This is a genomic window from Flavobacterium sp. MR2016-29 (genome assembly GCF_015350695.1).
Classification (GTDB): Bacteria; Bacteroidota; Bacteroidia; order Flavobacteriales; family Flavobacteriaceae; genus Flavobacterium.
This window is the reverse complement of sequence record NZ_JADKPU010000003.1, coordinates 173,135-197,544: the sequence shown is the minus strand read 5'-3', so window position 1 is coordinate 197,544 and position 24,410 is coordinate 173,135. Positions and strand designations below refer to the sequence as shown.

Annotated in this window: 27 protein-coding genes; 11 read left to right on the top strand and 16 right to left on the bottom strand. The window is 32.7% G+C overall.

Annotated elements, in window-relative coordinates; genetic code table 11:
• Positions 1 to 123 precede the first annotated feature (123 nt).
• The 5 genes from IR010_RS09700 (at position 124) to IR010_RS09680 (ending at position 4,837) form a co-directional block, all read left to right on the top strand.
• Positions 124 to 1,011: a bifunctional 5,10-methylenetetrahydrofolate dehydrogenase/5,10-methenyltetrahydrofolate cyclohydrolase gene (locus tag IR010_RS09700; protein ID WP_029272192.1), complete on the top strand. Its 888-nt coding sequence runs from the start codon at positions 124 to 126 to the stop codon at positions 1,009 to 1,011.
• Positions 1,012 to 1,229: 218 nt separating this feature from the next.
• On the top strand, positions 1,230 to 2,156 hold the full coding sequence (locus tag IR010_RS09695; protein ID WP_194568551.1) for a magnesium transporter CorA family protein: 927 nt from the start codon (positions 1,230 to 1,232) through the stop codon (positions 2,154 to 2,156).
• A 327-nt stretch (positions 2,157 to 2,483) separates the two neighbouring features.
• On the top strand, positions 2,484 to 3,098 hold the full coding sequence (locus IR010_RS09690) for a hypothetical protein (protein WP_029272195.1): 615 nt from the start codon (positions 2,484 to 2,486) through the stop codon (positions 3,096 to 3,098).
• Between the two features lie 4 nt (positions 3,099 to 3,102).
• The gene (locus tag IR010_RS09685; RefSeq protein WP_029272196.1) at positions 3,103 to 3,393 is read left to right on the top strand and encodes a winged helix-turn-helix domain-containing protein; all 291 of its coding nucleotides are present in this window, start codon (positions 3,103 to 3,105) and stop codon (positions 3,391 to 3,393) included.
• Between the two features lie 58 nt (positions 3,394 to 3,451).
• A complete protein-coding gene (locus IR010_RS09680; protein WP_194603345.1) occupies positions 3,452 to 4,837 on the top strand; it encodes a DUF4173 domain-containing protein in 1,386 nt (461 codons plus the stop codon).
• A 45-nt stretch (positions 4,838 to 4,882) separates the two neighbouring features.
• Here IR010_RS09680 and rluF read toward each other — a convergent pair whose 3' ends face one another.
• The 3 genes from rluF to IR010_RS09665 form a co-directional block, all read right to left on the bottom strand.
• Entirely contained in the window at positions 4,883 to 5,695 is an 813-nt protein-coding gene (gene rluF, locus IR010_RS09675; RefSeq protein WP_194603342.1) for a 23S rRNA pseudouridine(2604) synthase RluF, read from the bottom strand.
• 196 nt (positions 5,696 to 5,891) lie between these two features.
• Positions 5,892 to 6,239 (bottom strand): antibiotic biosynthesis monooxygenase family protein, encoded by a 348-nt coding sequence (locus IR010_RS09670; protein WP_194568541.1) that lies wholly within the window; start codon positions 6,237 to 6,239, stop codon positions 5,892 to 5,894.
• Between the two features lies 1 nt (position 6,240).
• Positions 6,241 to 7,401 (bottom strand): cytochrome P450, encoded by a 1,161-nt coding sequence (locus tag IR010_RS09665; protein ID WP_194603339.1) that lies wholly within the window; start codon positions 7,399 to 7,401, stop codon positions 6,241 to 6,243.
• Between the two features lie 64 nt (positions 7,402 to 7,465).
• Between IR010_RS09665 and IR010_RS09660 the strand changes: the two genes are divergently transcribed.
• The gene (locus tag IR010_RS09660) at positions 7,466 to 8,158 is read left to right on the top strand and encodes an ArsR/SmtB family transcription factor (RefSeq protein WP_228515134.1); all 693 of its coding nucleotides are present in this window, start codon (positions 7,466 to 7,468) and stop codon (positions 8,156 to 8,158) included.
• Between the two features lie 223 nt (positions 8,159 to 8,381).
• Here IR010_RS09660 and IR010_RS09655 read toward each other — a convergent pair whose 3' ends face one another.
• The 3 genes from IR010_RS09655 to IR010_RS09645 form a co-directional block, all read right to left on the bottom strand.
• On the bottom strand, positions 8,382 to 9,236 hold the full coding sequence (locus IR010_RS09655; protein ID WP_194603336.1) for an alpha/beta fold hydrolase: 855 nt from the start codon (positions 9,234 to 9,236) through the stop codon (positions 8,382 to 8,384).
• Between the two features lie 97 nt (positions 9,237 to 9,333).
• Entirely contained in the window at positions 9,334 to 10,113 is a 780-nt protein-coding gene (locus IR010_RS09650) for a zinc ribbon domain-containing protein (RefSeq protein ID WP_029272203.1), read from the bottom strand.
• A 3-nt stretch (positions 10,114 to 10,116) separates the two neighbouring features.
• Positions 10,117 to 11,211: a Nif3-like dinuclear metal center hexameric protein gene (locus IR010_RS09645; RefSeq protein WP_194603333.1), complete on the bottom strand. Its 1,095-nt coding sequence runs from the start codon at positions 11,209 to 11,211 to the stop codon at positions 10,117 to 10,119.
• 172 nt (positions 11,212 to 11,383) lie between these two features.
• Here IR010_RS09645 and IR010_RS09640 point away from each other — a divergent pair, with 172 nt between their 5' ends.
• From IR010_RS09640 to lpxK, 3 genes are read left to right on the top strand one after another with little or no spacing between them, the layout of a single operon-like run.
• Entirely contained in the window at positions 11,384 to 11,629 is a 246-nt protein-coding gene (locus tag IR010_RS09640) for a DUF2683 family protein (protein ID WP_029272205.1), read from the top strand.
• Positions 11,605 to 11,886, top strand: a complete 282-nt coding sequence (locus tag IR010_RS09635; RefSeq protein ID WP_194603329.1) for a Txe/YoeB family addiction module toxin — start codon at positions 11,605 to 11,607, stop codon at positions 11,884 to 11,886. Before IR010_RS09640 ends, IR010_RS09635 begins: the two co-directional genes overlap by 25 nt.
• A 4-nt stretch (positions 11,887 to 11,890) precedes the next feature.
• On the top strand, positions 11,891 to 12,913 hold the full coding sequence (lpxK, locus tag IR010_RS09630) for a tetraacyldisaccharide 4'-kinase (RefSeq protein WP_194603327.1): 1,023 nt from the start codon (positions 11,891 to 11,893) through the stop codon (positions 12,911 to 12,913).
• 8 nt (positions 12,914 to 12,921) lie between these two features.
• Here lpxK and IR010_RS09625 read toward each other — a convergent pair whose 3' ends face one another.
• From IR010_RS09625 to lipA, 3 genes are all read right to left on the bottom strand, one after another.
• Positions 12,922 to 15,093: an ATP-binding protein gene (locus IR010_RS09625; protein ID WP_194603324.1), complete on the bottom strand. Its 2,172-nt coding sequence runs from the start codon at positions 15,091 to 15,093 to the stop codon at positions 12,922 to 12,924.
• Between the two features lie 26 nt (positions 15,094 to 15,119).
• Complete coding sequence (gene gap / locus IR010_RS09620) at positions 15,120 to 16,118, bottom strand: type I glyceraldehyde-3-phosphate dehydrogenase (protein WP_029272209.1); 999 nt, start codon at positions 16,116 to 16,118, stop codon at positions 15,120 to 15,122.
• 75 nt (positions 16,119 to 16,193) lie between these two features.
• On the bottom strand, positions 16,194 to 17,060 hold the full coding sequence (gene lipA, locus IR010_RS09615) for a lipoyl synthase (RefSeq protein WP_029272210.1): 867 nt from the start codon (positions 17,058 to 17,060) through the stop codon (positions 16,194 to 16,196).
• Between the two features lie 295 nt (positions 17,061 to 17,355).
• Here lipA and IR010_RS09610 point away from each other — a divergent pair, with 295 nt between their 5' ends.
• A complete protein-coding gene (locus IR010_RS09610; protein ID WP_194603321.1) occupies positions 17,356 to 18,219 on the top strand; it encodes a M48 family metalloprotease in 864 nt (287 codons plus the stop codon).
• A gap of 189 nt (positions 18,220 to 18,408) precedes the next feature.
• Positions 18,409 to 19,272 carry a M48 family metalloprotease gene (locus tag IR010_RS09605; protein ID WP_194603317.1) on the top strand — a complete coding sequence of 288 codons (864 nt, stop codon included), beginning with the start codon at positions 18,409 to 18,411 and terminating at the stop codon, positions 19,270 to 19,272.
• 70 nt (positions 19,273 to 19,342) lie between these two features.
• Here IR010_RS09605 and IR010_RS09600 read toward each other — a convergent pair whose 3' ends face one another.
• The 7 genes from IR010_RS09600 to IR010_RS09570 all read right to left on the bottom strand — a co-directional run bounded on the left by IR010_RS09600 (position 19,343) and on the right by IR010_RS09570 (position 24,410).
• Positions 19,343 to 19,723: a PH domain-containing protein gene (locus IR010_RS09600; protein WP_029272213.1), complete on the bottom strand. Its 381-nt coding sequence runs from the start codon at positions 19,721 to 19,723 to the stop codon at positions 19,343 to 19,345.
• A 65-nt stretch (positions 19,724 to 19,788) separates the two neighbouring features.
• Positions 19,789 to 20,526 (bottom strand): DUF4184 family protein, encoded by a 738-nt coding sequence (locus tag IR010_RS09595; RefSeq protein ID WP_194603315.1) that lies wholly within the window; start codon positions 20,524 to 20,526, stop codon positions 19,789 to 19,791.
• Positions 20,527 to 20,614: 88 nt separating this feature from the next.
• Positions 20,615 to 21,439, bottom strand: coding sequence for an energy transducer TonB (locus tag IR010_RS09590; RefSeq protein WP_194568508.1), 825 nt, complete (start codon positions 21,437 to 21,439; stop codon positions 20,615 to 20,617).
• 155 nt (positions 21,440 to 21,594) lie between these two features.
• Entirely contained in the window at positions 21,595 to 22,146 is a 552-nt protein-coding gene (locus tag IR010_RS09585) for an RNA polymerase sigma factor (RefSeq protein WP_029272215.1), read from the bottom strand.
• Complete coding sequence (locus tag IR010_RS09580) at positions 22,137 to 23,243, bottom strand: glycosyltransferase (protein ID WP_194568507.1); 1,107 nt, start codon at positions 23,241 to 23,243, stop codon at positions 22,137 to 22,139. The genes IR010_RS09585 and IR010_RS09580 overlap by 10 nt, the downstream gene beginning before the upstream one ends.
• A gap of 82 nt (positions 23,244 to 23,325) precedes the next feature.
• Positions 23,326 to 23,940 carry an FMN-binding negative transcriptional regulator gene (locus IR010_RS09575; RefSeq protein WP_029272217.1) on the bottom strand — a complete coding sequence of 205 codons (615 nt, stop codon included), beginning with the start codon at positions 23,938 to 23,940 and terminating at the stop codon, positions 23,326 to 23,328.
• Positions 23,941 to 23,942: 2 nt separating this feature from the next.
• Positions 23,943 to 24,410 carry a GNAT family N-acetyltransferase gene (locus IR010_RS09570; RefSeq protein WP_194603313.1) on the bottom strand — a complete coding sequence of 156 codons (468 nt, stop codon included), beginning with the start codon at positions 24,408 to 24,410 and terminating at the stop codon, positions 23,943 to 23,945.

Genomic DNA, 24,410 nt, shown 5'->3' with positions numbered 1-24,410 from the left:
TAAAAGTTTCAAGTTTCAGGTTTCAGGTTTTGAGACTGAAATTTGAAACTTTTTTCATTATAATAAATAGTAAGTTTCTTTTAACCTGAAACTTTAAACCTGAAACAAAAATAACAAAACACAATGCAACTACTAGACGGTAAAAAAACATCTGAAGACATTAAAAACGAAATTGCAGCCGAAGTTCAATCTATAAAAGACGCTGGAGGAAAAGTGCCTCATTTAGCAGCCGTTATTGTGGGAACAAATGGAGCAAGTTTAACTTACGTAGGAAGTAAAGTAAAATCTTGTCAGCAAATTGGCTTCGATTCAACTTTAGTAAGTTTACCAGAGGAAATTACCGAAGAAGAGCTTCTTGCAAAAATTAAAGAACTAAACGAAGATGATAACCTTGATGGATATATCGTGCAGTTGCCTTTGCCAAAACACATCGACGAGCAAAAAATCTTATTGGCAATCGATCCAGATAAAGATGTTGACGGATTCCACCCAACAAACTTTGGAAGAATGGCGCTTGAAATGGAAAGCTTTATTCCGGCAACACCGTTCGGAATTATGGAATTGTTAGAGCGTTACAAAGTAGAAACTGCAGGAAAACATACCGTTGTAATTGGAAGAAGCCACATCGTAGGACGCCCAATGAGTATATTGATGAGTCGTAAAGGAAATCCGGGAGATTCTACAGTAACTTTGACTCATAGCCGTACTAAAAACTTAGCAGAATTCACTAAAAATGCAGATATCATTATTACCGCTTTAGGAGTTCCTGAATTCTTAAAAGCTGATATGGTAAAAGACGGTGTAACGGTTATTGATGTTGGAATTACACGTGTAGATGACGCATCAAACCCAAAAGGATACGTTATAAAAGGTGACGTTGATTTTGACGGAGTAAGCAAAAAAGCATCGTTCATTACGCCAGTTCCTGGTGGAGTAGGACCAATGACAATTGCAATGTTGCTTAAAAACACACTTTTAGCACGCAAAATGAGAAGCGCAAAAAACAAATAATTTGTTTTCAATTATACAAACAAAGCCTATTCGCAAGAGTAGGCTTTCTTGTTTTAATATTTAATTAATAGTTTAAAGTTTTGGTTCTAAAAAATAAAAGATACTTTTGCACCACTTAAAAAACACTTCTCCAAATGGACGATTATTATTCGTTAGTATTTAATTAAAAGCAGCTTTTGAAAATTTCAAAATGCTGCGATAACACCCTGTATTTTGAAATGAAAGTCTTTTACACAAACAACAACGGATTACTAGAAATACCACAATGGATTCCAAACTGCTGGATTAACATTGAAGATCCATCAGAAACAGAAAAAAAATATTTACTCGAAGAACTTCAGATTCCCGAAGCTTTTTACAATGATATTGAAGATATCGATGAAAGACCCCGTATAGAAATCGAAGACGGCTGGACTTTGATCATTATGCGCGTTCCCGTAAAAAGCAACGACATAAAACTTCCTTTCCAGACTATTCCGCTAGGTGTGATTTTTAAAGGTGATATTTGCGTAACAATCACTTTTTACAAAACAGAAATCATACATGATTTTATGTTGTATTCACGACGCAAAAATATTCAGGTTAAAGATAATTTAGATTGGGTATTAAGATTGCTTTTGTCATCAAGCGTTTGGTATTTAAAATATCTAAAGCAAGTCAATCAGAAAATAAAATTAGCCGAAGATAATTTAGAAAAATCAATTAAAAACGAAGAGTTGCAGGCATTGCTTCAAATCGAAAAATGTTTGGTCTTCTTCATTACTTCTCTAAAAGCAAATGATGTTTTGTTTCAACGCATAAAAAATCTAAAAGCGCATAAAGCAGATTATGACTTAGATTTGCTCGAAGACGTCGAAATCGAATTAAGTCAGGCTCAGGATACAGCCAACATTTACAGCAATATCCTAACCGGAATGATGGATGCCTACGCCTCTGTAATATCAAACAACATGAATAATATCATGAAGCAAATGACTTCAATCTCTATAATTCTGATGATTCCAACCTTAATCGCCAGTTTATACGGAATGAACGTGCCAAACGGTCTTGAAGAAAGTAAATATGGAATCTGGATTCTCCTTTTTGTATCGGTAATATTATCTGCTTTCGGCGTATTTTTATTTAAGCGCAGAAGATGGTTTTAACTAATTAGTAGACAAATAAACAACAAGCTCGTTCAATAGAATGAGCTTTGTTGTTTTATATATTGGGCGTGACCTTATCCCGACAAGAGGGCAAACATACTTTGCGGTTATTCGCCCTCTTGTCGGGAAAAGGTCGGGCTATCCGCGCTACTTCGGTAGCAAGCTCCTATGCCTCACGCAAGCAGCAGTTCTAAACCGCTATGTTCCTGCAATTCCAAAACTTCGGAACAAAATTTTGCAGCTCTATTTTCAGCATCAAAAATAAATGCATTTTTTATTTGCCAATTCAAAATAAAACATAACTTTGCATTACAAAGTACTTTATTTATGAATCAGAAGCACCAAGAAGATTTAGCACATATTCGTTCCATGATGGAGCGCTCTTCAAGATTTATATCCTTAAGCGGACTCTCAGGAGTTTTTGCCGGACTTTCTGCTTTAATTGGCGGACTGTATGTCTATCAATTATTTAAAGTAAACGGAATCGAATATTTAGGTGAAGACCAAATTGTAATTCCTGCTAGCTTAGTATCAGAATTGTTTATAACTGGAGTTGTCATTTTAGCTTTTGCTTTTATTTTTGGAGTTGCTTTTACCATCAGAAAAAGCAGAAAATACAATTTGCCTATTTGGACATCGGCTACAAAAAAAATGCTTTTTAATTTAGCCATTCCTCTTTTTGTTGGAGGTGTATTCTGTTTGTCGCTTTTGTACCATCAATATTATGGTTTAGTTGCACCAGCTACTTTAATCTTTTATGGTTTAGCAGTTATAAATGCTGAGAAATATACTTTTTCTGACATCAAATATTTGGGTTACTGTCAATTGTTTTTAGGACTTATTTCTCTTTTTTATATTGGATATGGTTTGATTTTTTGGATAATTGGATTTGGTATTTTGCATATCTTGTACGGACTAGTGATGTTCAAAAAATATAAATAAACCAATGGGTATTATTGATAAATTAAATAAAGATTTTGAAAGCCGTGTCAGATTGGGGATTATGTCCATTCTGATGGTGAATGAGTGGGTTGATTTTACCGAAATGAAAACTCTTCTAGATATTACTGATGGTAATTTAGCAAGTCATTCCTCTGCACTTGAAAAATCTGAATATATAGAAGTGAAAAAGGAATTTGTGGGTAAAAAACCAAGAACATCCTATAGAGTAACTGATCGAGGCCGTTTAGCCTTCAAAGAACACTTGTCTTACCTTGAAAAATTAATGAAATCCTAATAACCAAAATTTTTTGTCTAATTACTTTGAAAAACAAAGTACTTTTAATTTAATAATCATGAAAAAACATCACATTATTTTAGCATGCAGTTTGATCTTTATACTGCTTTTTTACAAAGAAGAGCCAGGCGTTAATTTGTCTATTTTTGCACTAGTGTTAACAGGTTTTATTTGTTATTTTTTTCAAGATCGGTTTTCTGAAAGATCACATTTGATCTTAGTGGTAACATCGGTTTTGTCTTGTCTGGCTTTTGCTTGGTACGGAGATTTTCCTTCTTTTTTAGCATTGGCAATGTCTGTTCTTTTTTTACAGTTTAAAACACAAGATGTTAAGCTTAAAATAGTACAAATTTTTCCGCTCGTATTTTTAAACGGACTTACTTCTCTAGGCCGAGTTTTTATGTTTCAGCAATGGATTCCTGAGAAGAAAATTCAAAATAATTCTGCTAAAAAATTTATAGCGTTTTTTGTTATTCCAGCTATTTTTCTTGGGTTGTTTTTTATAGTATATTCTTTCGGAAGTACACATTTTTCTTCTTTATTTACAGATTATACTTTAGATATTGACATTGTAAATTTGATTCTAATTGCCATTTTGGGTTTCTATATTTCTTTCAGTTTCTGGAACTATTGGGTGCCAGAAGTTTGCTATGAAAAAAATGAACTTCTAGACAATGATTTCAATAATAGTACTGAAATCAAGAATCAAAATACATTTTCGTTTCTAGATATTGATTTTGAAAGAAAAAGCGGTGAAATCACCTTAGTATTGTTGAATTTAATGCTTTTAGTTTTTCTCGTAACTTATAATTACGAACAGTTTTTTGAAGTAATCGAAAAAGCAAACCTAAGCGCAGATACTCATGAAAGAGTAAACTCAGTAATCTTTTCAATTATTATGGCGGTTGGGGTAATCATGTTTTATTTTAAAGGTGGTTTCAATTTTGATAATAAAGCAGTTTGGCTTAAAAAGTTAGCAAAAATCTGGATCGTCTTAAATGGACTTTTAATCGTAAGTGCAATGCTTAAAAATTCAGAATACATTTCAGTTTTCGGATTAACTTATAAACGATTAGGTGTTTATGCATTTTTGATTCTAGCAATTATAGGCTTAGTTTTTGTTTTTATAAAAATTACAAAACAAAAAACAAACGCTTACTTAGTAAATCAAATGTTGTGGTATTTTTACGGAACAGTATTATTATGCAGTTTTGTAAACTGGGGAAATCTGATTACAAATTATAATATCGCGACAAATAAATGTGTAGAACCTGTATTCTTGACTAATTTGAATTTTAATGATGATGCACGCCGGGAATATTTCACGAAGAATAATTTATACGGGGGACCTGATGAAATTCAGAGAGAAGAAATGATTGATCATTATCAAAATGCGACCTTTTTGTCAAAAGCTTTGTATTATGATTTTTTGAATAGTAAATAATAATCATAAAAAAATCCCATCAGTTAGCTGATGGGATTTTGATATTTAATAATCTCCTTTTTTCTTAAATCGGGGATCATGTTTCGAAATAAATTCTGTTCTTCGTTTTGGAGCTTCCGCTTTTGGCAAACTTGCTTCTTCTGTTTTGCTCGAAGGTTCAATTAAATGGTTTAATTCTTTAATTTCATCATCGGTCAAATCACGGTAACGTCCTACCGGAATATCCAAAGAAATATTAATAATTCGGATACGTTTCAAAGCTGTTACATCATAACCTAAATATTCGCACATTCTACGAATCTGACGATTTAAACCTTGCGTCAAAATGATTTTGAAAGTGTATTTGCTGATTTGTTCTACTTTACATTTTCGGGTAACCGTATCCAAAATCGGAACACCATTTCCCATTCGCTCTATAAAACGATCGGTAATAGGCCTGTTTACCGTAACAGTATATTCTTTTTCGTGATTGTTTCTGGCGCGTAAAATCTTATTTACGATATCACCGTCGTTAGTCATAAAAATCAATCCTTCACTGGCTTTATCCAATCTTCCAATCGGAAAAATACGTTTTGGGTAATTAATATAATCAACAATATTATTTCGAACTTCTAAGTTTGTTGTGCATTCAATTCCAACCGGTTTATTAAAAGCCAGATAAACCAATTTTTCGTGCTTTTCCACAATCAATTTCCCGTCTATGCGTACTTCATCATCCGTAGAAACTTTCGTTCCCATTTCAGGTACAACACCATTTATCGTTACGCGTCCTTCCTCAATTAATTTATCAGCTTCACGACGAGAACAATAGCCGGTTTCTCCAATAAATTTATTCAGACGTTTTAAATTCTCTTCCATACTGCAAAAGTAGGTAAAATTTAGACTTCTTAGATATTAGATTTTTAGACTTCTTAGATTGTTAGATTATTGGATTGTTAGATTTTTAGACTTCTTAGATTATTAGATTTTAGATTTTAGATTTTAATTTTTGGCAGAAACTCAGAACCTGAGAGAAAAATCCTTTGTCCCTCTGAACCTAAGCAACTTTGAACCTTTACTCATCATGAAAACTAAAACTATCCTTTGGAGTTTCTTTCCGATCAAACATTCCGTAATCGCGAACAACATGAGCAATTCTCAAATGATACTCTTTAAAAATTTCATTTCGGCCTTTTTCCTGCGCATGTCGGTGCATTTCTAAGTTTCGCCATTGCTGAATACTGGCTTCATCTTTCCAAAAAGACAAAGACAAAACTTTTTCAGGATCACTAAAACTCTGAAAACGTTCGATCGAAATAAATCCTTCGATATGATCTAATTCCGGACGCAAACTTGCCGCGATATCCAGATATTCTTCTTTTTTTCCTTGATTCGGAATAACTTCAAAAATTACAGCTATCATATTATTGTTTTTTATATAATGAAATCCAGATTGTTTTCGGTAATCTGGCGTTAATCATTGGTTCGTATTGAATTTTGTTTGCTAGAAGTTTTATCGTTTTATATTGATCAAATAAAAACCACAAAGCTTCTGTCGCTAAATGAATCGAGAAATGTTTTGCCACACACATATGACCGCCAGTTCCAAAAGTTAAATTTTCAATATTATTGTTTCTTTCAATATCAAAATCAAATGCATTTTCAAACTTTTTAGAATCACGATTTGCAGAGGCAAGTACAATTAAAATGGAATCATTTTTTTTAATCAGGCTTTCGCCGATGAGGAAATCTTCACTAGCAATTCTTCTGGTATTATGAATCGGCGGATCAAATCGCAATGTTTCTATAATTGATTTTTGTACTTCAATTTTATTCGAAAAAGTTTTATGACTAAGAAGCTGCAATAAAGAATTGCTTAAAATCCCCCGGCCGGCATCAAAACTCTGAACAAACAAACCGATTAAATTACTAACGCAAATTGTTTTGATTTCGTCAGGCGAAAGAGAATTTGATTCGGATATTTTTTTCAATAAAGATTCATAAAAGCTTAAAGAAGAAAGTTGCTTTTCAACGATTAAAAATATTTTTTCTGAGATTTCATTAATCGCTTTTACTTGTTCTCCTGTCTTTTTCGGAAGCATAATTTTAGAGAAAGATTCTATGTTTTCCGAAATAAAATCACAATCCTTCTCTTCAAAACCAAAACTGTTTAAAACAGTAAGAACCGGCAATTTTTTGCAAACCGAATTTACCCAATCAATTTTCTCTTCAACCAAATCATTTTCTATTAATTGAAAAATGATTGAATTGATATTTATAGATTTCATGTTTGAGAACAACTGCATTGCAACTTCTCTTGCAACTTCATGCTGAACTCCATTTGATAATCGAGTCAAATGAGTCAAAATATCTAAAGCATATTTATTTAATCTTTGCTCATTATCTGAATTCACAATCGGAATTGCCACTTTCGTATTTTTTAAAATCGAAACACAATCTTCATAAGAATAAATAGCCCAAATTTTAGCTGCTTCATCCCAATAAGCAGGATGCTTTTCCAGCATCGTTTTATATATCGAATAAGGGTCAGTAACGTCAGACTGAAGAAATAAAGTAGAAGGCATATCGAGTTGTTTTTTAACAAAGTTATTTAACTTTACAAAGCAATACTTCATTCTGCACTTAACTATGAATATCGTGATGGAAGATCAATTTATAAAAACAGCGTCGTTAATTGGCGACCCAACGCGCGCTTTAATTTTATGGACTCTGCTCGACGGAAGAGCTTTTACTGCAACAGAATTAGCTGTTTCTGCAAATACATCTCCGCAAAATATAAGCATGCATCTGGGAAAACTTCTGGATGCCGATTTGCTGTGTGTAGAAAAACAAGGCCGTCATAAATATTATAGATTTTCAAATAAAGAAGTCGCCTACGCGCTCGAAGCCATGGCAAGTTTAGTTCCGAAGCCAAAAGTTTCAGTAGAAAACAAAACTGAAAATTATCCTCCAATAAAATTCTGCAGAACCTGTTACGATCATCTAGCAGGAAAAATTGGAGTTGCTTTAACCGACAGTTTATTGGAACAAAAAATAATTGTAGAAAAAAATAATGCTTTTGAAATTAGTTTTGAAGGAGAAAAATGGTTTTCTAATTTCGGAATTAATTTAGAAGAAGCTCAAAAACAAAAAAGAATATTCCTGAAACCTTGCCTGGATTGGAGCGAAAGAAGAAATCATCTTGCCGGTTCGGTAGGAGCGTTGCTTTTGAATAAAATGATAAGTGAAGACTGGCTCAGAAAAACCAAAAATTCTAGAGCAATTATTGTCACGGCAAAAGGCGAAAAGGAATTATTGAGACACTTTAAAATTGTTGTTTAAATAATTTAGACAACTTAGACTTCTTAGATTGTTAGACTTCTTAGATAGTTAGACTTTTAGAATTTTAGATTTTTCCGCAATCTTGTCATCCTGAGGAACGAAGGATCACACTAGAAGCTCCGTACAGTATTTCGCCAATATTTGTCGAGGACGAGTGTGATCCTTCGTTCCTCAGGATGACAAAACTAACACAAGACAAAAACGTAATGGCTAGTATAAAAACCTAACCTTCAGCAAACAAAAACGCAATCACTTTCTCATACAATTCATCATCGTGCATTCCGTGGCCTAAGCCTTTGGTTTCGATAAATTGACTGTTTTTCCAGTTGCTGGCTATTTTTTTTCCTTCTTCAAAAGCCACAATAGTATCAGTTGTGTCATGAACTATTAACCCCGGAATATTAAATTCTGATGCAAATTTTTGTCCGGAGAAATCTTCTATTTTAAAATTAAATCGATCACTGAATTTACTTTCTAAAAGAGAAAACATTTTGGTATTCAAACTCAGCATTGAAATATAATTATCAATCAGCGTTTTCAGATCGGATGGCGCTCCAAGAATTACCATTTTATTGATGCTGGTATTCGGAAATAAATATTGATGGTAAACACAGGCCGCACCGCCAATAGAATGTCCAATAATAATTTCTGGTTTATATTTCTCTACAGCTTTATTAATAAATTCTGCATAAAGCGGCACATTAAATTCTTTTCCGCTGCTTTGCCCGTGTGCTGGAGCATCAATAGCAATAATAGTGCTTCCTGATTTTTGAAGATGTGGCAACGTTTTTTTCCAGCGAGAAGCGTTGCTTTCCCAGCCGTGAACAAGCAGAATTTTGGTTTCATTTCCTTTCCAGATATAAGTCTGAAAATGATGTTCGTTATGATGAAATATTTCGGTTTCGGTATTCTTTAAAATTTTCGGCAGTTTTTCTTTTTGCAGTCTTCCAATTCTGGGTTGACTAAAAAGCGCGTAAGAAAGTGCTACAGCTTTTTGCGGACGAACGTAACTTAAGAAGTTGATATATTGTCCGACCGATTTTAATGTAATAAAACGAATTCCTTTTTTAATTCCCAAAACTTAAATTTTTTCTAAAGGTAAAAAATATGATTTTAAACTTACTGAAAAAATAAGGCCAAAAAAAAAGTCCCGATTAAATCGGGACAATGTTTATTTAGAATTTAGAGAACAATTGCTCCATTTTTTCTTTTTCTTCTTCAGCTAATGCGCTGTCAACTAAAATTCTTCCAGAGTGCTCATCAGTAATGATTTTCTTTCTAGAAGCAATCTCTACTTGAGTTTGTGGTGGAATTGTAAAGAATGATCCTGCAGAAGCTCCTCTTTCGATAGAAACTACAGCTAAACCATTACGAACACTGTTTCTGATTCTGTTGTAAGCAGCTAATAATCTTTCTTCAATTTGACCTGAAAACTCAGCAGATTTCTCAGACAAGAAGATTTCTTCTTTTTGAGTTTCAGCCATAATAGCATCAAGTTCAGATTTTTTATGTTTTAAATGCGAACTTTTAGCGTCAAGTTTTTCTTTTAAATTAGAAATAACTTCTTTTTTATGCTCGATAGAAGCTTTCATTTCTTTGATTTGCTTTTCAGCCAATTGAATTTCTAATTCCTGAAATTCAACCTCTTTTGTCAAAGAATTAAATTCTCTGTTATTACGAACTGATTCTTGTTGTTTTGTGTATTTTTTGATAACCTCTTTGTGCTCATCAATCGCATTTTTTTTCGATTTGATAAGATCTTCAATAACCTCAAGTTCACTTTTCAGTTTCTCTGAACGCGTGCTTAAACCTGCAACTTCATCTTCTAAATCTTCCACTTCTAAAGGAAGTTCACCTCTCACGTTTCTGATTTCGTCAATTCTAGAGTCAATAAGCTGTAAATCGTATATTGCTCTTAACTTGTCCTCAACACTTAATTCTTTCGTATTCGCCATATTCTATAAGTACTTAACTGGATTTGTATTTTCTTCTGATAAAATGATGGCAAAATTAAGGATTTTTTTTCGAAGATAATCAACAATATAGTTTTTTGTATACCGTTCGCTCTCAAAATGACCAATATCGGCCAAAAGTAGTCGATTTTCAGCCTCATAGAACTGATGGTATTTCAAATCGGCGGTCAAAAAAGCATCGGCTCCAGCCTGAATTGCATTTTTAATGGCAAAACTTCCTGAACCTCCCAAAACGGCAACTTTCTTTATTTTTTTTCCAAGAAAGGCAGAATGACGAATTCCATTGGCGACCATTTTATCCTTCACGAAAGTGAGAAAATCTTTTTCATCCATTTCCGTTTCAAATTCGCCAATCATTCCCAAACCAATATTTTGATGTGAGTTTTGTAAATCATAAACTTCATAAGCCACTTCTTCATAAATATGATGGGCAAAAAGTGCTTTTAGAATTTTAGATTGTAAATGTTTTTCAAAAATAACCTCAATTTTTATTTCGGTTCCAGTGTGCAATTTTCCTCTTTCGCCAATTACAGGATTGCTGTCTTCGTTGCCTTTAAAAGTAAAAAAGCCTTCGGTATTAAAACTGCAATCGTCATAATTGCCAATAGTTCCTGCACCTGCCTGAAACATAGCATTTCGAACTTTGTCAGCATTATCCGGAGTAGTATAAGTGACTAGTTTTTGAATGAAATTCTGTTTCGGAATCAAAACTTTTGTGTTAATTAAACCTAAAGCATCACAGAAAATTTTATTCACTCCGGCCGAATGATTATCCAAAGCGGTATGAACTGCATAAATGGCAATGTCATTTTTAATTGCTTTTAGAATGGCGCGTTCTACATAATTTTTGCCTGTTATTTTTTTAATTCCAGAGAATAAAATAGGATGGAAGCAAACCACCAGATTGCAATTTTTAGCGATAGCTTCGTCGATAACATTTTCTAAGGCATCGTGGCAAACTAAAACTCCGGTGCTTTCCGTTTCAGAATTTCCGACTAAAAGGCCAACATTGTCAAAATCTTCGGCGTAAGCCAAAGGAGCCATTTCTTCAAGAACTGCTAATATATCTTTGATTTTCATTTTTACTTTTCATTTCAGTTTTCAAGTTGTTATGTCTTGAAATTTTAAAACAAATTAACGAAAATATTGTTATATGATAGTCAATTATTACTTGAGAACACTGTTATCAATTGTTAATTGTTCCTTGGTAATGTGGTTGTTTTTGTATATTTGTATTTAAAAATTAGTTAGTATGACTACAGTAACAATAAAAATTAACGAACGAACCAAGGCAGGAAAAGCCTTTATGGCGCTTTTGTCTGAGGCATTCACTAAAGGTACTGATGGTGTAGAGATTGTAGAAACAGATTCAAAAAAACTAAAAAAAGAAGATTCCTATAATCCTGAGTTTGTGAAAATGGTATTAGAATCAGCGAAAAGAGGTGATTATACAGAAGTTGATCCAAAAGATGTATGGGGAAGTTTAGGCTTAAAATAGAAAAATTAGCAGAGTCACATTTAAAAAAACACTTTAAAGCAGGTAATCAGGCAAGTATTAAAAAGATCACTCAAATACTAGATGAACTTAGTGAAACACCCTATGAAGGTGTTGGAAAACCAGAAGCATTAAAACACGGACTTAGTGGGTTTTGGTCGAGAGAAATAAATTCTAAAGACAGAATAATATATAAAGTAGAGGAGGATATTGTTACTGTTTTTGTAATTTCTGCAATGGGACATTATTCTGATAAATAATTCTATGAAAATACTTCGAAAAATACTTTTCCCGTTCTCTATTTTATATGGTTTTATTACTTCAATCAGGAATTTTCTTTTTGATAAAGGAATTTTAAAATCGACTTCATTTGATCTTCCGGTAATTGCTGTTGGTAACTTGAGCGTTGGCGGAACCGGTAAAACTCCTCAAATTGAATATCTGATTCGTTTATTGTCCGATAAATATAAAGTGGCAACTTTAAGCCGTGGTTACAAAAGAAAATCTGAGGGTTTTGTTTTGGGAAGTGCAACTTCAGATGCTGAAATTTTGGGCGATGAACCTTTTCAATTTTATCAAAAATTTCCAAATATTTACGTTGCTGTCGATGCAGACAGAAGAAACGGAATTACACAATTACTTTCGCAAACAGAAAAACCTCAATTAATTTTATTAGATGACGCTTATCAACACCGAAAAGTAAAAGCGGGGTTTTATATTTTATTGAGTTCGTACGGAGATTTATATGCAGATGATTTTATGCTGCCAACAGGAAATCTTCGCGAAAGCAGAAGCGGAGCGAACAGAGCTAACATTATTGTTATAACAAAATGTCCAAAACAGTTATCTGAAACAGAACAAGCAGAAATTCGTTTGAAATTGAAACTGACTTGCTCGCAACAAATCTATTTTACTTTTATCGATTACGATGATTTTATTTATGGAGGAAATGAAAAAATTGCCGTAAACGAAATTAAATCTGAACCAAAATTACTTTTGGCCGGAATTGCAAAACCAAGTCCGTTTTTTGATTATTTAAAAAATGACAATGATATATGTCTGACTTTTCCGGATCATCATAATTTCTCCGATTCAGATTTAGAAGAAATAGAAAGTAAAGCTGGAAATAAAAGAATTATTACAACAGAGAAAGATTATGTACGTTTAAAAGATTCTAAATTGGCGTTGCAATTGTACTATCTTCCAATAAAAAGTACATTCATCAACCATCAGCAAAATTTTGATGCGACAATTTTAGAATACATAAAAACAAACTTAGAAACTTAGTTTCTAAGTTAATCAAAAAACTTTGCAATTATGCTGTAAAACTCGTCCGGAACAAAGGGTTTTGTAATCACATCATTCATTCCGAAAGACAAAAGCATATCTCTGTTTTCGTCAAGCGAAATTGCCGTTAAAGCAATAATTGGTGTTGATTTGTCAAACTCTCTTATTAATTTGGTAGCAGTAGTTCCGTTGATTCCAGGTAAATGAACATCCATTAGAATCATATCGAAACGTTTTACTTTTAAGATTTCAACTGCTTCTTCGCCATTATCAATAATATCGCATAAAATAGCTTTGTTTTCAAGCATTTTTCGCGTAATCATTTGATTAATTTTGTTGTCTTCAATCAGTAAAATCGATTTGTGTTTTAACTGTTTGTCGCTATAAGGTTTTGCTTCTTCAATAATTTCTAAAGGCTCTCTGTTAATTTTGAAATTCAATTTAAAAGTAAAAGTAGATCCTTTGCCGACTTCACTTTTCAGTTTTATTTCACCGCCTAAAAGTTCGATTAATTTTTTTACAATGGTAAGTCCTAAGCCGGTGCCGCCATATTTTCGATTTACTTCGATAGAGCCTTGTGAGAAACTTTCGAAAACGGTTTGCAGTTTATCTTCTGGAATTCCAATTCCTGTATCTACAATTTCAAAATAAATAGTTGCATTCTCTTCTTCTGAGGCATATAATTTTGCAATTACATTTACATGTCCGTTTTGCGTAAATTTTAAAGCATTGTTTATTAAATTCAGTATGATCTGAGATAATTTGGTTGGGTCGCCAATTAAATTATCTGGTATTGATTCGTCTATTTCTAAATTAAAGTAGTTTTTATTCGCTGCAGCTAATTCTTTTAGAGAACTTTGAATATTAAATAAAAGCTCTTTTAGATTAAAACTGATGTGATCTACTTCAACTTTAGTAGAATCTATTTTATTGATTTCGAGAATTTCATTGATAAAAGTAGTCAAGTAATTTCCTGAAAATTTTAGAGATTCTAAATACTTTAATTGATTTTTTTTAGGATTGTCTTCTAATAATAAATGCGTAATTCCGTTAATCGCATTTAGCGGCGTCCGGAGTTCATGACTCACTGTAGATAAAAATTCAGATCTTGCTTTTGATGCTTTTTCGGCTTTATTTTTAGCTAGAATTAATTCCTTATTTTTTTCTCTTAAAAGTAAATTATTCTGATTTCGGATAATATTGTTTTTGTATAATGCTAGACTCAAAAGAGACAAAATCGAAATTAAGGCAATAGCCAGAATACTGACCAGCTTAGAATAACGATATGTTTTTAGTTGAATTTTTTCGTCGCTTTCGCGTTTAAGCGTATTATTTAAGGATTGGTTTTTTTTGAATTTTTCAAACTCATTTAGATCAAGTTTGGCATTTTTAAGTTTTACAATATAATTTTCAATTTGATAATGTTCATCAAGATAAGAGTAGGCGAGATCAAAGTTTCTGTTTTTTTTGTAATACTGACTTATCCCGAGAATGATCTTTGATTTCTGAATTAAATTATTGCTTTTTTTGCTGTAATCTAATGCGTTGTCAAAGTAAACTAACGCAGAATCGTTTCGTTTAAGCTTTGTCTCAATTAAGCCAAGCTGATAATATGAATCTGTTTTGGTTTTTAGAATTTTAGGATTATCGGGTTTTTGTATTATTTTTTTGAAAGTCTCTGCTGCCATTGGCAAATTCTTGCTGGCTTTTAATGCCATTGCTTTTTGATAATCTAAAACTTCAGCATGGTCAACAAGTTTTAGCTCTTTTAAAAGATCATCTGCTTTTTTGTAATAGATATTGGCAATTTCGTAGTTTCCTTTTGCAGTATTTGTGACGCCAATATAATGTAAAGCCAAAATTTTGGTACAGGTTGGTTTTAGTTTATCAAATAAAGAAACACTTTTGTGGAAGTTTTTTAAAGCTTCTTCGTATCGTTGCTGATTGTAGTAGATTTTTCCGAGCTTAAAAGTTTGATTGGCTAAGCTTTCTGGTTTATTAGCTGTCTCGCAAAAATCGATTGATTTTTTAGTAAAAAAAACCGCTTGATTATATTTTTTCTCAGTTAGATTCGAGTTGGCTAATTTGTTATAATAGGAAACGCTATCTGTACTCTGTTTAGATTGAGAATACAAAAATGAATTAAAAAAACAAACAAGAATAAGAAGGTGGTATTTCATGTATGGCTATGCTTTTACAATGAATTCTATTTTTTTCTTATCAGTAAAATCAAATCTATTAATCTTGATGAATAACCAATTTCGTTATCGTACCAGCCCACAACTTTTACCATTTTATCAATAACAGATGTTAGTTGTGCGTCAAATAAGCACGAATGCGTATTGCCAATTACATCAACAGAAACGATAGGATCTTCTGTGTAATCTAATATTCCTTTTAAATTTGTTTTTGAGGCTTTTTCAAATGCTTTATTAATTTCTTCAATGCTAACAGCACGCTTTACATTAAACGTGATATCTGTCAATGAACCATCGGGAACAGGAACACGAATGCCACAACCTCCTATTTTTTCATGCAATTTAGGAAAAATTTTTGTTAATGCCTTCGCTGCACCTGTAGTTGTTGGAACAATTGACTGGCTTGCGCCTCTCGCCCTGCGTAAATCCTTATGTGGCTGGTCATGAAGGCTTTGATCAGTTGTGTAAGAATGTATTGTTGTAATGTAGGCTTGCTCAATACCGCATAATTCTTCGATGATTTTTATCATCGGAGCCGCGTTATTTGTCGTACAGCTTGCATTCGAAATTATATCTTCACTTCCGTCTAAAATTTCTTCATTTACTCCTAAAACTACTGTTTTTATGGTGTCAACTTCTGATGGAGCTGAAAGAATTACTTTTTTTGCTCCAGCATCAAGATGTGCATTTAACTCTTCGTGGGTTTTATATTTTCCGGTTGATTCAACTACAAAATCGATATTATGGCTTTTCCAGTCTAAATTAGAAATTCTTTTCTCATGAAAAAATAAAAAATGCTTACCGTCAACAATAATTCCTTCTTCATTATGACTAACCGCAAAAGGCAAAACACCATGAATACTATCGTATTTTATTAAGTGTGCCATAGTTTTGTTGTCAGCAATATCGTTGATAGCAACAACTTCAATTTCAGGATGGTTTAAAAGCAAGCGGAATAAATTTCTTCCAATTCTCCCAAAACCATTAATAGCAATTCGAGTTTTCAATACCGTGTTGATTCGTTAACTGTTCAATTGTTTAATCGGTTTGACAATTAAACGATTAAAATAATTAAACCTTTATTATAAAATGTGTTTTTGTGCTTTGTATGAAGAACGAACAAGAGGTCCGCTTTCGACATGACGGAAACCTAACTCAAGACCAAATTTTTCATATTTAGCAAATTGATCTGGGGTTATAAATTCCTTTACAGGTAAATGTTTTTTACTTGGCTGTAGGTATTGGCCAATTGTGACAACATCAACATTTGCATTGCGCAAATCAGTCATCGTTTGAAAAACTTCTTCTTCAGTTTCACCAAGTCCAAGCATAATACCAGATTTGGTTCTGTTAATTCCTTTTTCTTTTAAATAACGCAAAACTTCTAAACTGCGATCGTATTTTGCCTGTATACGTACTTCACGAGTTAGGCGGCGTACAGTCTCAACATTATGCGAAACTACTTCCGGGTTTGCTTCAACAATGCGGTCAAGATTTCTTTCAATTCCTTGAAAATCTGGAATCAAAGTTTCAAGAGTCGTATTTGGGTTCATTCTTCGGATTGCTTTTACAGTTTCAATCCAGATAATAGAACCGCCATCTTTCAAATCATCTCTGTCAACACTTGTAATTACAGCGTGTTTAATGTTCATTATTTTTATCGAACGTGCTACTTTCTCTGGTTCGTCCCAATCTACTGTTTCTGGCCTTCCGGTTTTTACACCGCAAAAGCCGCAAGAACGAGTACAAACATTGCCTAAAATCATAAAAGTAGCTGTCCCTTCGCCCCAGCATTCTCCCATATTCGGGCAACTTCCTGAGGTGCAAATAGTGTTTAAGCTGTATTTATCAACCAAACCGCGCAGTTCAGTATATTTTTGTCCAATTGGAAGTTTAACCTTTAACCATTTAGGTTTTCCAGTTGGTATATTTTCAATGACTGTTTCCATATATCAAAATTCAAAGCACAAAGATAAGCAATGTAGTTTATTTGGAGATGTTAATTTGCTTTTCGTTTGCTTTTCATTTTTAGTGATGTTATTGAGGATTATTTAGTTCAAAAGTTAATAGTTTGTTTTTAAATGCATTTTCATTTTAGTTTTTTAATTCATGCTTAAGAATCTGATATTTAGCTTGACTTTTCTAAAATTTTAAATTCCACCTTAATCTATTACAAATTTGGCTCGCTCGGACAGCGCAGGATTTGTGCTGTACTAATTTTGCTGTTAATTTAATTTGAAAAATATGAAGAAGAGATTTATTGTATTAGGGATTTTATTCGCAGTTTTTGGTTTTACTAAAATGAATGCACAAATACTTTCAGATAGAACCATGGGCGCTTTAGGAAAAGGTGTCGCGGGTTTTACTTTTAGTGATGCAGATGCAGCTGCAGTAGCTAAGGAATCGATCGCTGAGCTGGATGCAAATAATCCTACTGCCGGACCAACAGACGGTTACTCAATTCGATTAAACCGCGTATTTGGAAAACATACTTCTAGCGAGGGAGTTACTTTAAATTATAAAGTTTATTTAGTAAAAGATATTAATGCTTTTGCTTCGGCAGACGGGAGTGTTCGTGTATTCGCTGGATTAATGGATATTATGGATGACAATGAATTGCTTGCTGTTATCGGACATGAAATTGGTCACGTTGTTAATCATGATACAAGAGATGCAATTAAGGCAGCTTATAAAAAAGAAGCTTTATTAGATGCAGCATCATCACAGTCAGGAAAAATTGAGACTATTACAAAATCTCAATTAGGAAAATTAGGAAGTGCAATGATTGACAGTAAGCACAGTAGAAAACAGGAATCTGAAGCAGATACGTTCTCCTATGATTTTATGAAAAAATATGGCTATGATGTTAACGCGGTAGAATCAGCTTTTAGAATTCTGCAAAATTTAAGTGAAGGAGCAGAGTCCTCTTTTCTAACCAAAATGATGAGTTCACATCCTGATTCTGGCAAAAGAGCGGATGACGCTAAAAAAAGAGCAGTAAAAGATGGCTTGTATAAAGCATATGTACAGCAGAAAATTGTAAATACTGTACCTGCAAAAGCATCAGCTAAAACAACAGCTAAAAAGACAACAACGAAAAAGAAGTAATCTTGTAAAACAAAAAAAAGCTGGTAAATTCTTTAGAAGTTACCGGCTTTTTTATTGCTTATTATTTCAGTAACAGTTATATAACTCATTTAAAATTCATATATTTATTTGTTCAAAAAACAAGCTTTTGGGTGAAATGAAATAGCATTTTGTTATTTACATTTGTTGTTAAATTGTAATAATATAAACATGAAAAAGAAATTAATAGTTTTAGGAGTTTTATTTGCCACATTTGGCATTACTAAAATGAATGCGCAAATTAATTTAGGTGATAAAGCGATGGGAGCAATTCAAAAAGGAGTAACTAGTTTTACACTTAGTAATGCCGATGCTGCTGCATTATCTAAAGAAGCTGTTGCTAAATTAGATGCTGAACATGAAGTAGCTGGACCAACTGATCCGTATACTTTAAGATTAAACAGAGTTTTTGGAAAACACACTGCAGGAGAAGGATATACTTTAAATTATAAAGTTTATAAACTAAAAGAAGTAAATGCATTTGCAACTGCAGACGGAAGCGTTCGTGTATATTCTGGATTAATGGATATTATGGATGATAATGAACTTCTTGCGGTAATTGGCCATGAAATAGGTCACGTTGCAAATAATGATTCTAGAGATGCTATGCGTGCAGCTTATCAAAAAGAAGCTGTAATTGATGGTGTTTCATCTCAATCTACAAAAGTTGCAGCTGTTACAGACAGTCAGTTAGGAAAAATAGGAAGTGCTTTGATAGATAGTAAACACAGCCGTAAACAAGAATCTGAAGCTGATTTATTTGCTTACAATTTCATGAAAAAAAACGGTTACAATGTAAATGCAGAAGAATCTGCTTTTAGAATCTTAGCTAAAATGAGCGAAGGATCTCAATCTTCATTCATCGATCAGATGATGAGTTCACATCCAGATTCAACTCAAAGAGCTGACGATGCTAAAAAAAGAGCTGAAAAAGACGGCTTGTACAAAGCATATGTACAACAAAAAATTGTAAACACAGCGCCGGCGCCAGTAAAGAAAACAACAACTAAAAAAACAACTGCAAAAAAGAAATAATAATTTCTGCTTGTAAAAAATAAAAACCGACAAACTTCTATGAGCTTGTCGGTTTTTTTATTTCTTTAAATTAACCTAAAACGTGGTGTGCTAATACTTTTTGAACTTCATACACATTTACAGATTTTGTAAATTGTTTTACAATGCTTGGCTGTAATTCGCTAGCAACCCAAATTTTTAATTCGGCATCTAAATCAAAAGTTCCGGCAGTTTCTACGCTAAATCTTGTGATACTTTTGTAAGCAATAGATTTATATTCAGTTTTGCTTCCTGTAATTCCTTGAACATCTACTAAAATCAATCTTTTATTGGTAAAGATAAACGTGTCACGAATTAGTTTAAAACCCATTTCGATTGACTCGTTATCAGTTAAAAGCTGTCCGTAATTTTTAATTAAATCCTCTTGGCTTACAGAACCTGCATTGCCAAGTAAAGCTGAAAATATTCCCATTTGTTCGTTTTTAATTTTAATAAAATTGTTTTGCTTTTTAAGAAATGTAAAAGTAATTGATTTTGCTAAATTTTTGGATTGACCTTTGATTTTATTATAAATGGAATTAAAATTAGTGAAATCATAAAAGCTGAGAGTACAGAAACGATTATGTTTCCATAAGCTTTTAAGTTAAATGAAATAAAAAATCGTATTGCTGAAATTACTATTGTTAAAATAATAATTGCGATCCAATATTTAATATTAATGCATGATTGAGAAAGATTCTTTTTAGGAAGTTTAAAGAATGCAACAGTAATAATAATGCCTCCAATAAAAGTACTTGAATGCTGTATTGTTTTCCAAATCGGAATTTGATTTCCAAAGAAATTAAATGTATATCTAAGTTCTGAAAGGTGATTTACAAAATAACCATGATTATGAGTAAACGCATCCCAGAAAATGTGAGAAGTAATTCCGATTAAAATTGAAATTAATACTATAAGCCAATTTTCTTTGAAATACTTATTCCAATTAAATTTTGTAAAAATTAATATTCGTGATTCAATTCCAATTGGAAAGTTGTTAAATAAATCATCTCGAATTAAATTATGAAAAATAAATGCAAGTGCAATTGCTAGAGGCAAATCAAACCAAAATATTCCGCTTAAAGTATGGCTATAAACACTCTGAACTTTCATTCGCAGAAAATATTCAAAATCTGGTGTTAAACTTCCAATAATAAGCCCTGTCAATGAAAACCATTTCCGAGGAAGATATTGAAGAGGTAAAATTATAGCGGGATGCGAAAATGTAAAAGGCATTAATGTAAAGTAAGATTTTTGAATTAAAAGTAGTGTTTAAAAGTTAATCCAAAAAAAAAGCAGAACCTAAATTCTGCTTTTTGTTTTATTATTCCATTTCCGTTTTTATCGTAATCGGAAGATTATATGCTGTACGTACTGGCTTTCCAGCGATCATTCCCGGAATCCATTTTGTTTTTAAAGATTTTAAAACTCTAACGGCTTCTTTGCCCATTCCGTAACCTGGATCATTTTTAACCATAATATCGGTTATAGAACCATCTTTTTCAATTACAAATGAAACATAAACTCGCAACGTTTTTTCAGCATCTAATTCCGGTTTGTTGAAATTGTTTCCCACGTAAGAATAGAATTTACTCATTCCGCCTGGAAAATCTGGCATTTTGTCTAAAGTAGCTGGATTAACAGGATCTGTAATTGTTGGACCAGAAGGAAGCGTTCCTTCACCACCGTTAGTTGCTGGTAAAACATTTGTACTTGTTCCTGCGCCAGAATTATTGTCTATAACTGCTGTTGAATTGCTTGTATTAGGAGCAATTTCTGGAGTTGCTTGAGCTACCGGCACAATAACAGGATGTGTCAATTGTGCTCCGATTGCTGGAGCAGCTGGAGCTTGCTGTGGAGGAGCAATTGGTTTAGGAGCTACAGGCTCAACAGGAATTGGTGCTAAATCTACAGGTGTTATCGGGTCATAAATATCAGGCTCTGTTGCTTCAACAGGATCGACGACCCTAAATTTATTAATCAACATCGATACACTTCCAATACCGGCTAATAATAGCAGTCCCATAAATAGGGCTGTAATTGTAGTTTTTGAATTTTCTTGTCGTAATTGATACGCGCCATACTCTTTGTTTTTGTTTTCGAAAACAAGATTGGTCCAATTGGTTTCGTAGATGTTTGATTTAGACATGATTTTTGGATTTTAAGGTTAAGTAACTTTAAATCATAAGCGGGAAGAGTTTGGTTTTAGCTAACAACGTATAAGTTGTTGTTTTAGTATGTGAATATTTTATTTTTTTAAGAAAAAACATGACTATATCTTATTCTTTACCTAAAGATAATAAATTATCTATTACGTTCGATGATTTCAGCTAATAATTTTTTAGCGCGAAGTAATTTTACTTTTACATTGCTTAGAGGCTCATTTATTTTGAGTGCAATTTCCTGATACGTCATTTCTTGAAAGTAACGCAATTGAATAACTTCTTGATAATGGGGTTTTAATTCTTTAATGCATAGTAGCAAACGAGATAAGTTTTGCTCTTTAATTAATGCATCTTCAGCAGAGGGAGTAGGATCAGCAATGTTGTATGCCTGTTGGTCTTCATTATCTGTAATTTCGATAAAAAGATTCGTTTTCTTTTTTCGAAGCAAATCAATGTAAACGTTTTTTGCTATGCTGATAAGCCAGGTATTGAATTGAAATTCTGAGTTATAAGTAGCAATTTTGTCGAAAGCTTTTGAGAAAGTTTCTATGGTAATATCTTCGGCGGTAGTTTCATTTTCAGTGCGTTTGAGCATAAAACCGTACACTTCATTCCAATAAAAATCTAATAAAAAAGTAAAGGCAATCTGGTCGCCTTTTTTTGCTTTTTCTATTTTAGAATTTATTTCCAATGTACAGGTTTTGAAAAGAGATTAGTTATAAAGATATTAATTTGTGTGAATATAAGCACTATCTCTACAACAGGAAACCATATTTTAATATCATTTTCTTTTAATTTTCCAGCCGAAAAACCTATTACAGTCCATACAATAGTGTAGCGAGTTCCTAAAATTGCCAAAACAGCGATCCACTGAAATTGAAAAGCCAATAATATAATAACTAATAAAAAGAAAAATAATTGCGAACTGAAAAATAAGCCCAATTGCATTTTGTCAAAAAACTTATAATGTTCTGCAGTTGAAATATGTCTTCTTTTTTGAGTAAACCAATCTTTATAAGATCTTTTAGGTTTTGAATAAGTAAAACTTTCTGGATTATAACAAATAGCCGTATTGCTTTTATTTGCCGCTTGGTTTATGAATAAATCATCATCGCCAGAACGAACCTGAATATGATCAATAAAACCATTTACATTAAAAAACTCTTCTTTTTTGTAAGCTAAATTACGACCAACACCCATATAAGGAAGTCCTGCTTTTGCCCATGAAAAATATTGTACCGCTGTTAAAACAGTTTCAAAACGAATAACTTTATTCAATAAAGAATTTTCTACTTTTTCGTAGCCTCCATATCCAAGAACGATGGTTTTGTTCATTGTAAACTGCGAAGTCATAGCTGTAATCCAATCTTTTGAAGTTGGGTAACAATCTGCATCTGTAAATAATAGATATTCTTTTTTTGAAGCTTTGATTCCTAATGTCAAAGCATATTTTTTATTTCCCCAAAATGCTTCGTTGTTTTCAACTTTAACTAACCGGATATTCGAGTATTGTTGTTCAAATTCTTCAAAAGCTTCTACAGTTTCATCACTTGAAGCATCATCAATTAAAACAATTTCAAAATCAGGATAATTTTGTTCTGCCAATAGCGGAATGTATTTCTTTACGTTCTCTTCTTCATTTTTAGCACATACGATTACAGAAACGGGAATGTTTTTTTGTGTAAAATCCTGTGGTTTACCAAAAGCAAATTTTCCAAAAATTCCTAAGTAGTAGAAAATTTGAATAAAAACAACAGCAATAAAGAAGTAAAATAAAGTTATAAGCATATGGTTTAATGTCTTTTAATTTCTGAATCTTGCGAGTGCAAATGTACTTATGAATTCCTAATTTTCAATGGTTAAAACCAATTTACTTTCGGCATTTCGACATTTCTTTTGCAACAGCAATAGCATGAGGGTCTTCAGTTTTTTCTAATTCCGAAATTATGTTTCTATAATTGTGATCATCTCTGTTTTGAGACAACTTTTTTGTGGCTTGAATCTCATCTATTTCAATCTCGAAACCAAAAATTCCTCTTGCTTCGCGCATTGTTTTTTCGGACAGGTCTTCAACTCGAACAGGATCCGCTGAATTGGCTTCATATTTATCAACTAATTTTTTAAGCTGTTCTACTGTAGCATTATAATCTACAATCTTAATTCGGCCATAAACATGTACGGCTATATAATTCCATGTTGGTACATTTTCATGATCGTACCAAGAAGAAGAAATGTAGCTGTGCGGACCAGAAAAGACAGCCAAAACCTGATCATTTTCTGCAAAACCCTCTGCCTGCGGATTTAATTTTGAAATATGCCCTTGCAGTATTTCTTTTCCATCGGCATTTACTTCAAGTTCTATCGGAATGTGCGTAGCGCATAATTTTCCTTTAGTTTGATTAATCAAAATACCAAAACTATTTTCTTTCAAAAAAACTCTGATCGATTCCGGATCTTCATTTTTATATAAATCTGGTGTGTACATTTTTATAAATTTTGATTCAAAGATTTTTCAAAACAAATAGCTTCCGGTCGATCTGTGTATTTTCCGTAATTCGGAATTACTTTATAATTTTGATTTAGATAAAATTTAGTGGCCTCTTGATTTTTTACTCGTGTTTCTAAAACCAGTTTTGTGTAGCCAATTTCAATTGCCTGCTGTTCTAAAAATGATAAAATAGTTTGTCCAATTCTCTTTCGAGGATATTTCGAATACATTCGTTTAACTTCTCCAATATTTTCTTTGATTGGCCTGATTGCACCACAGCCGACAATTTCATTATTTATTTCGGCTACAACAAATACAAATTTCGGATTATTGTGTTCCCAATCGGCGAAAGAATTTCTTCCATCGCTTCCAAAACGAAGATAAAGATTTGCCGACAATTCTTCGATAATTGCTGCAACTTTTTCGTTATTTGGATTGGTTATTTTTATGGAAATGTTTTCTGTCAC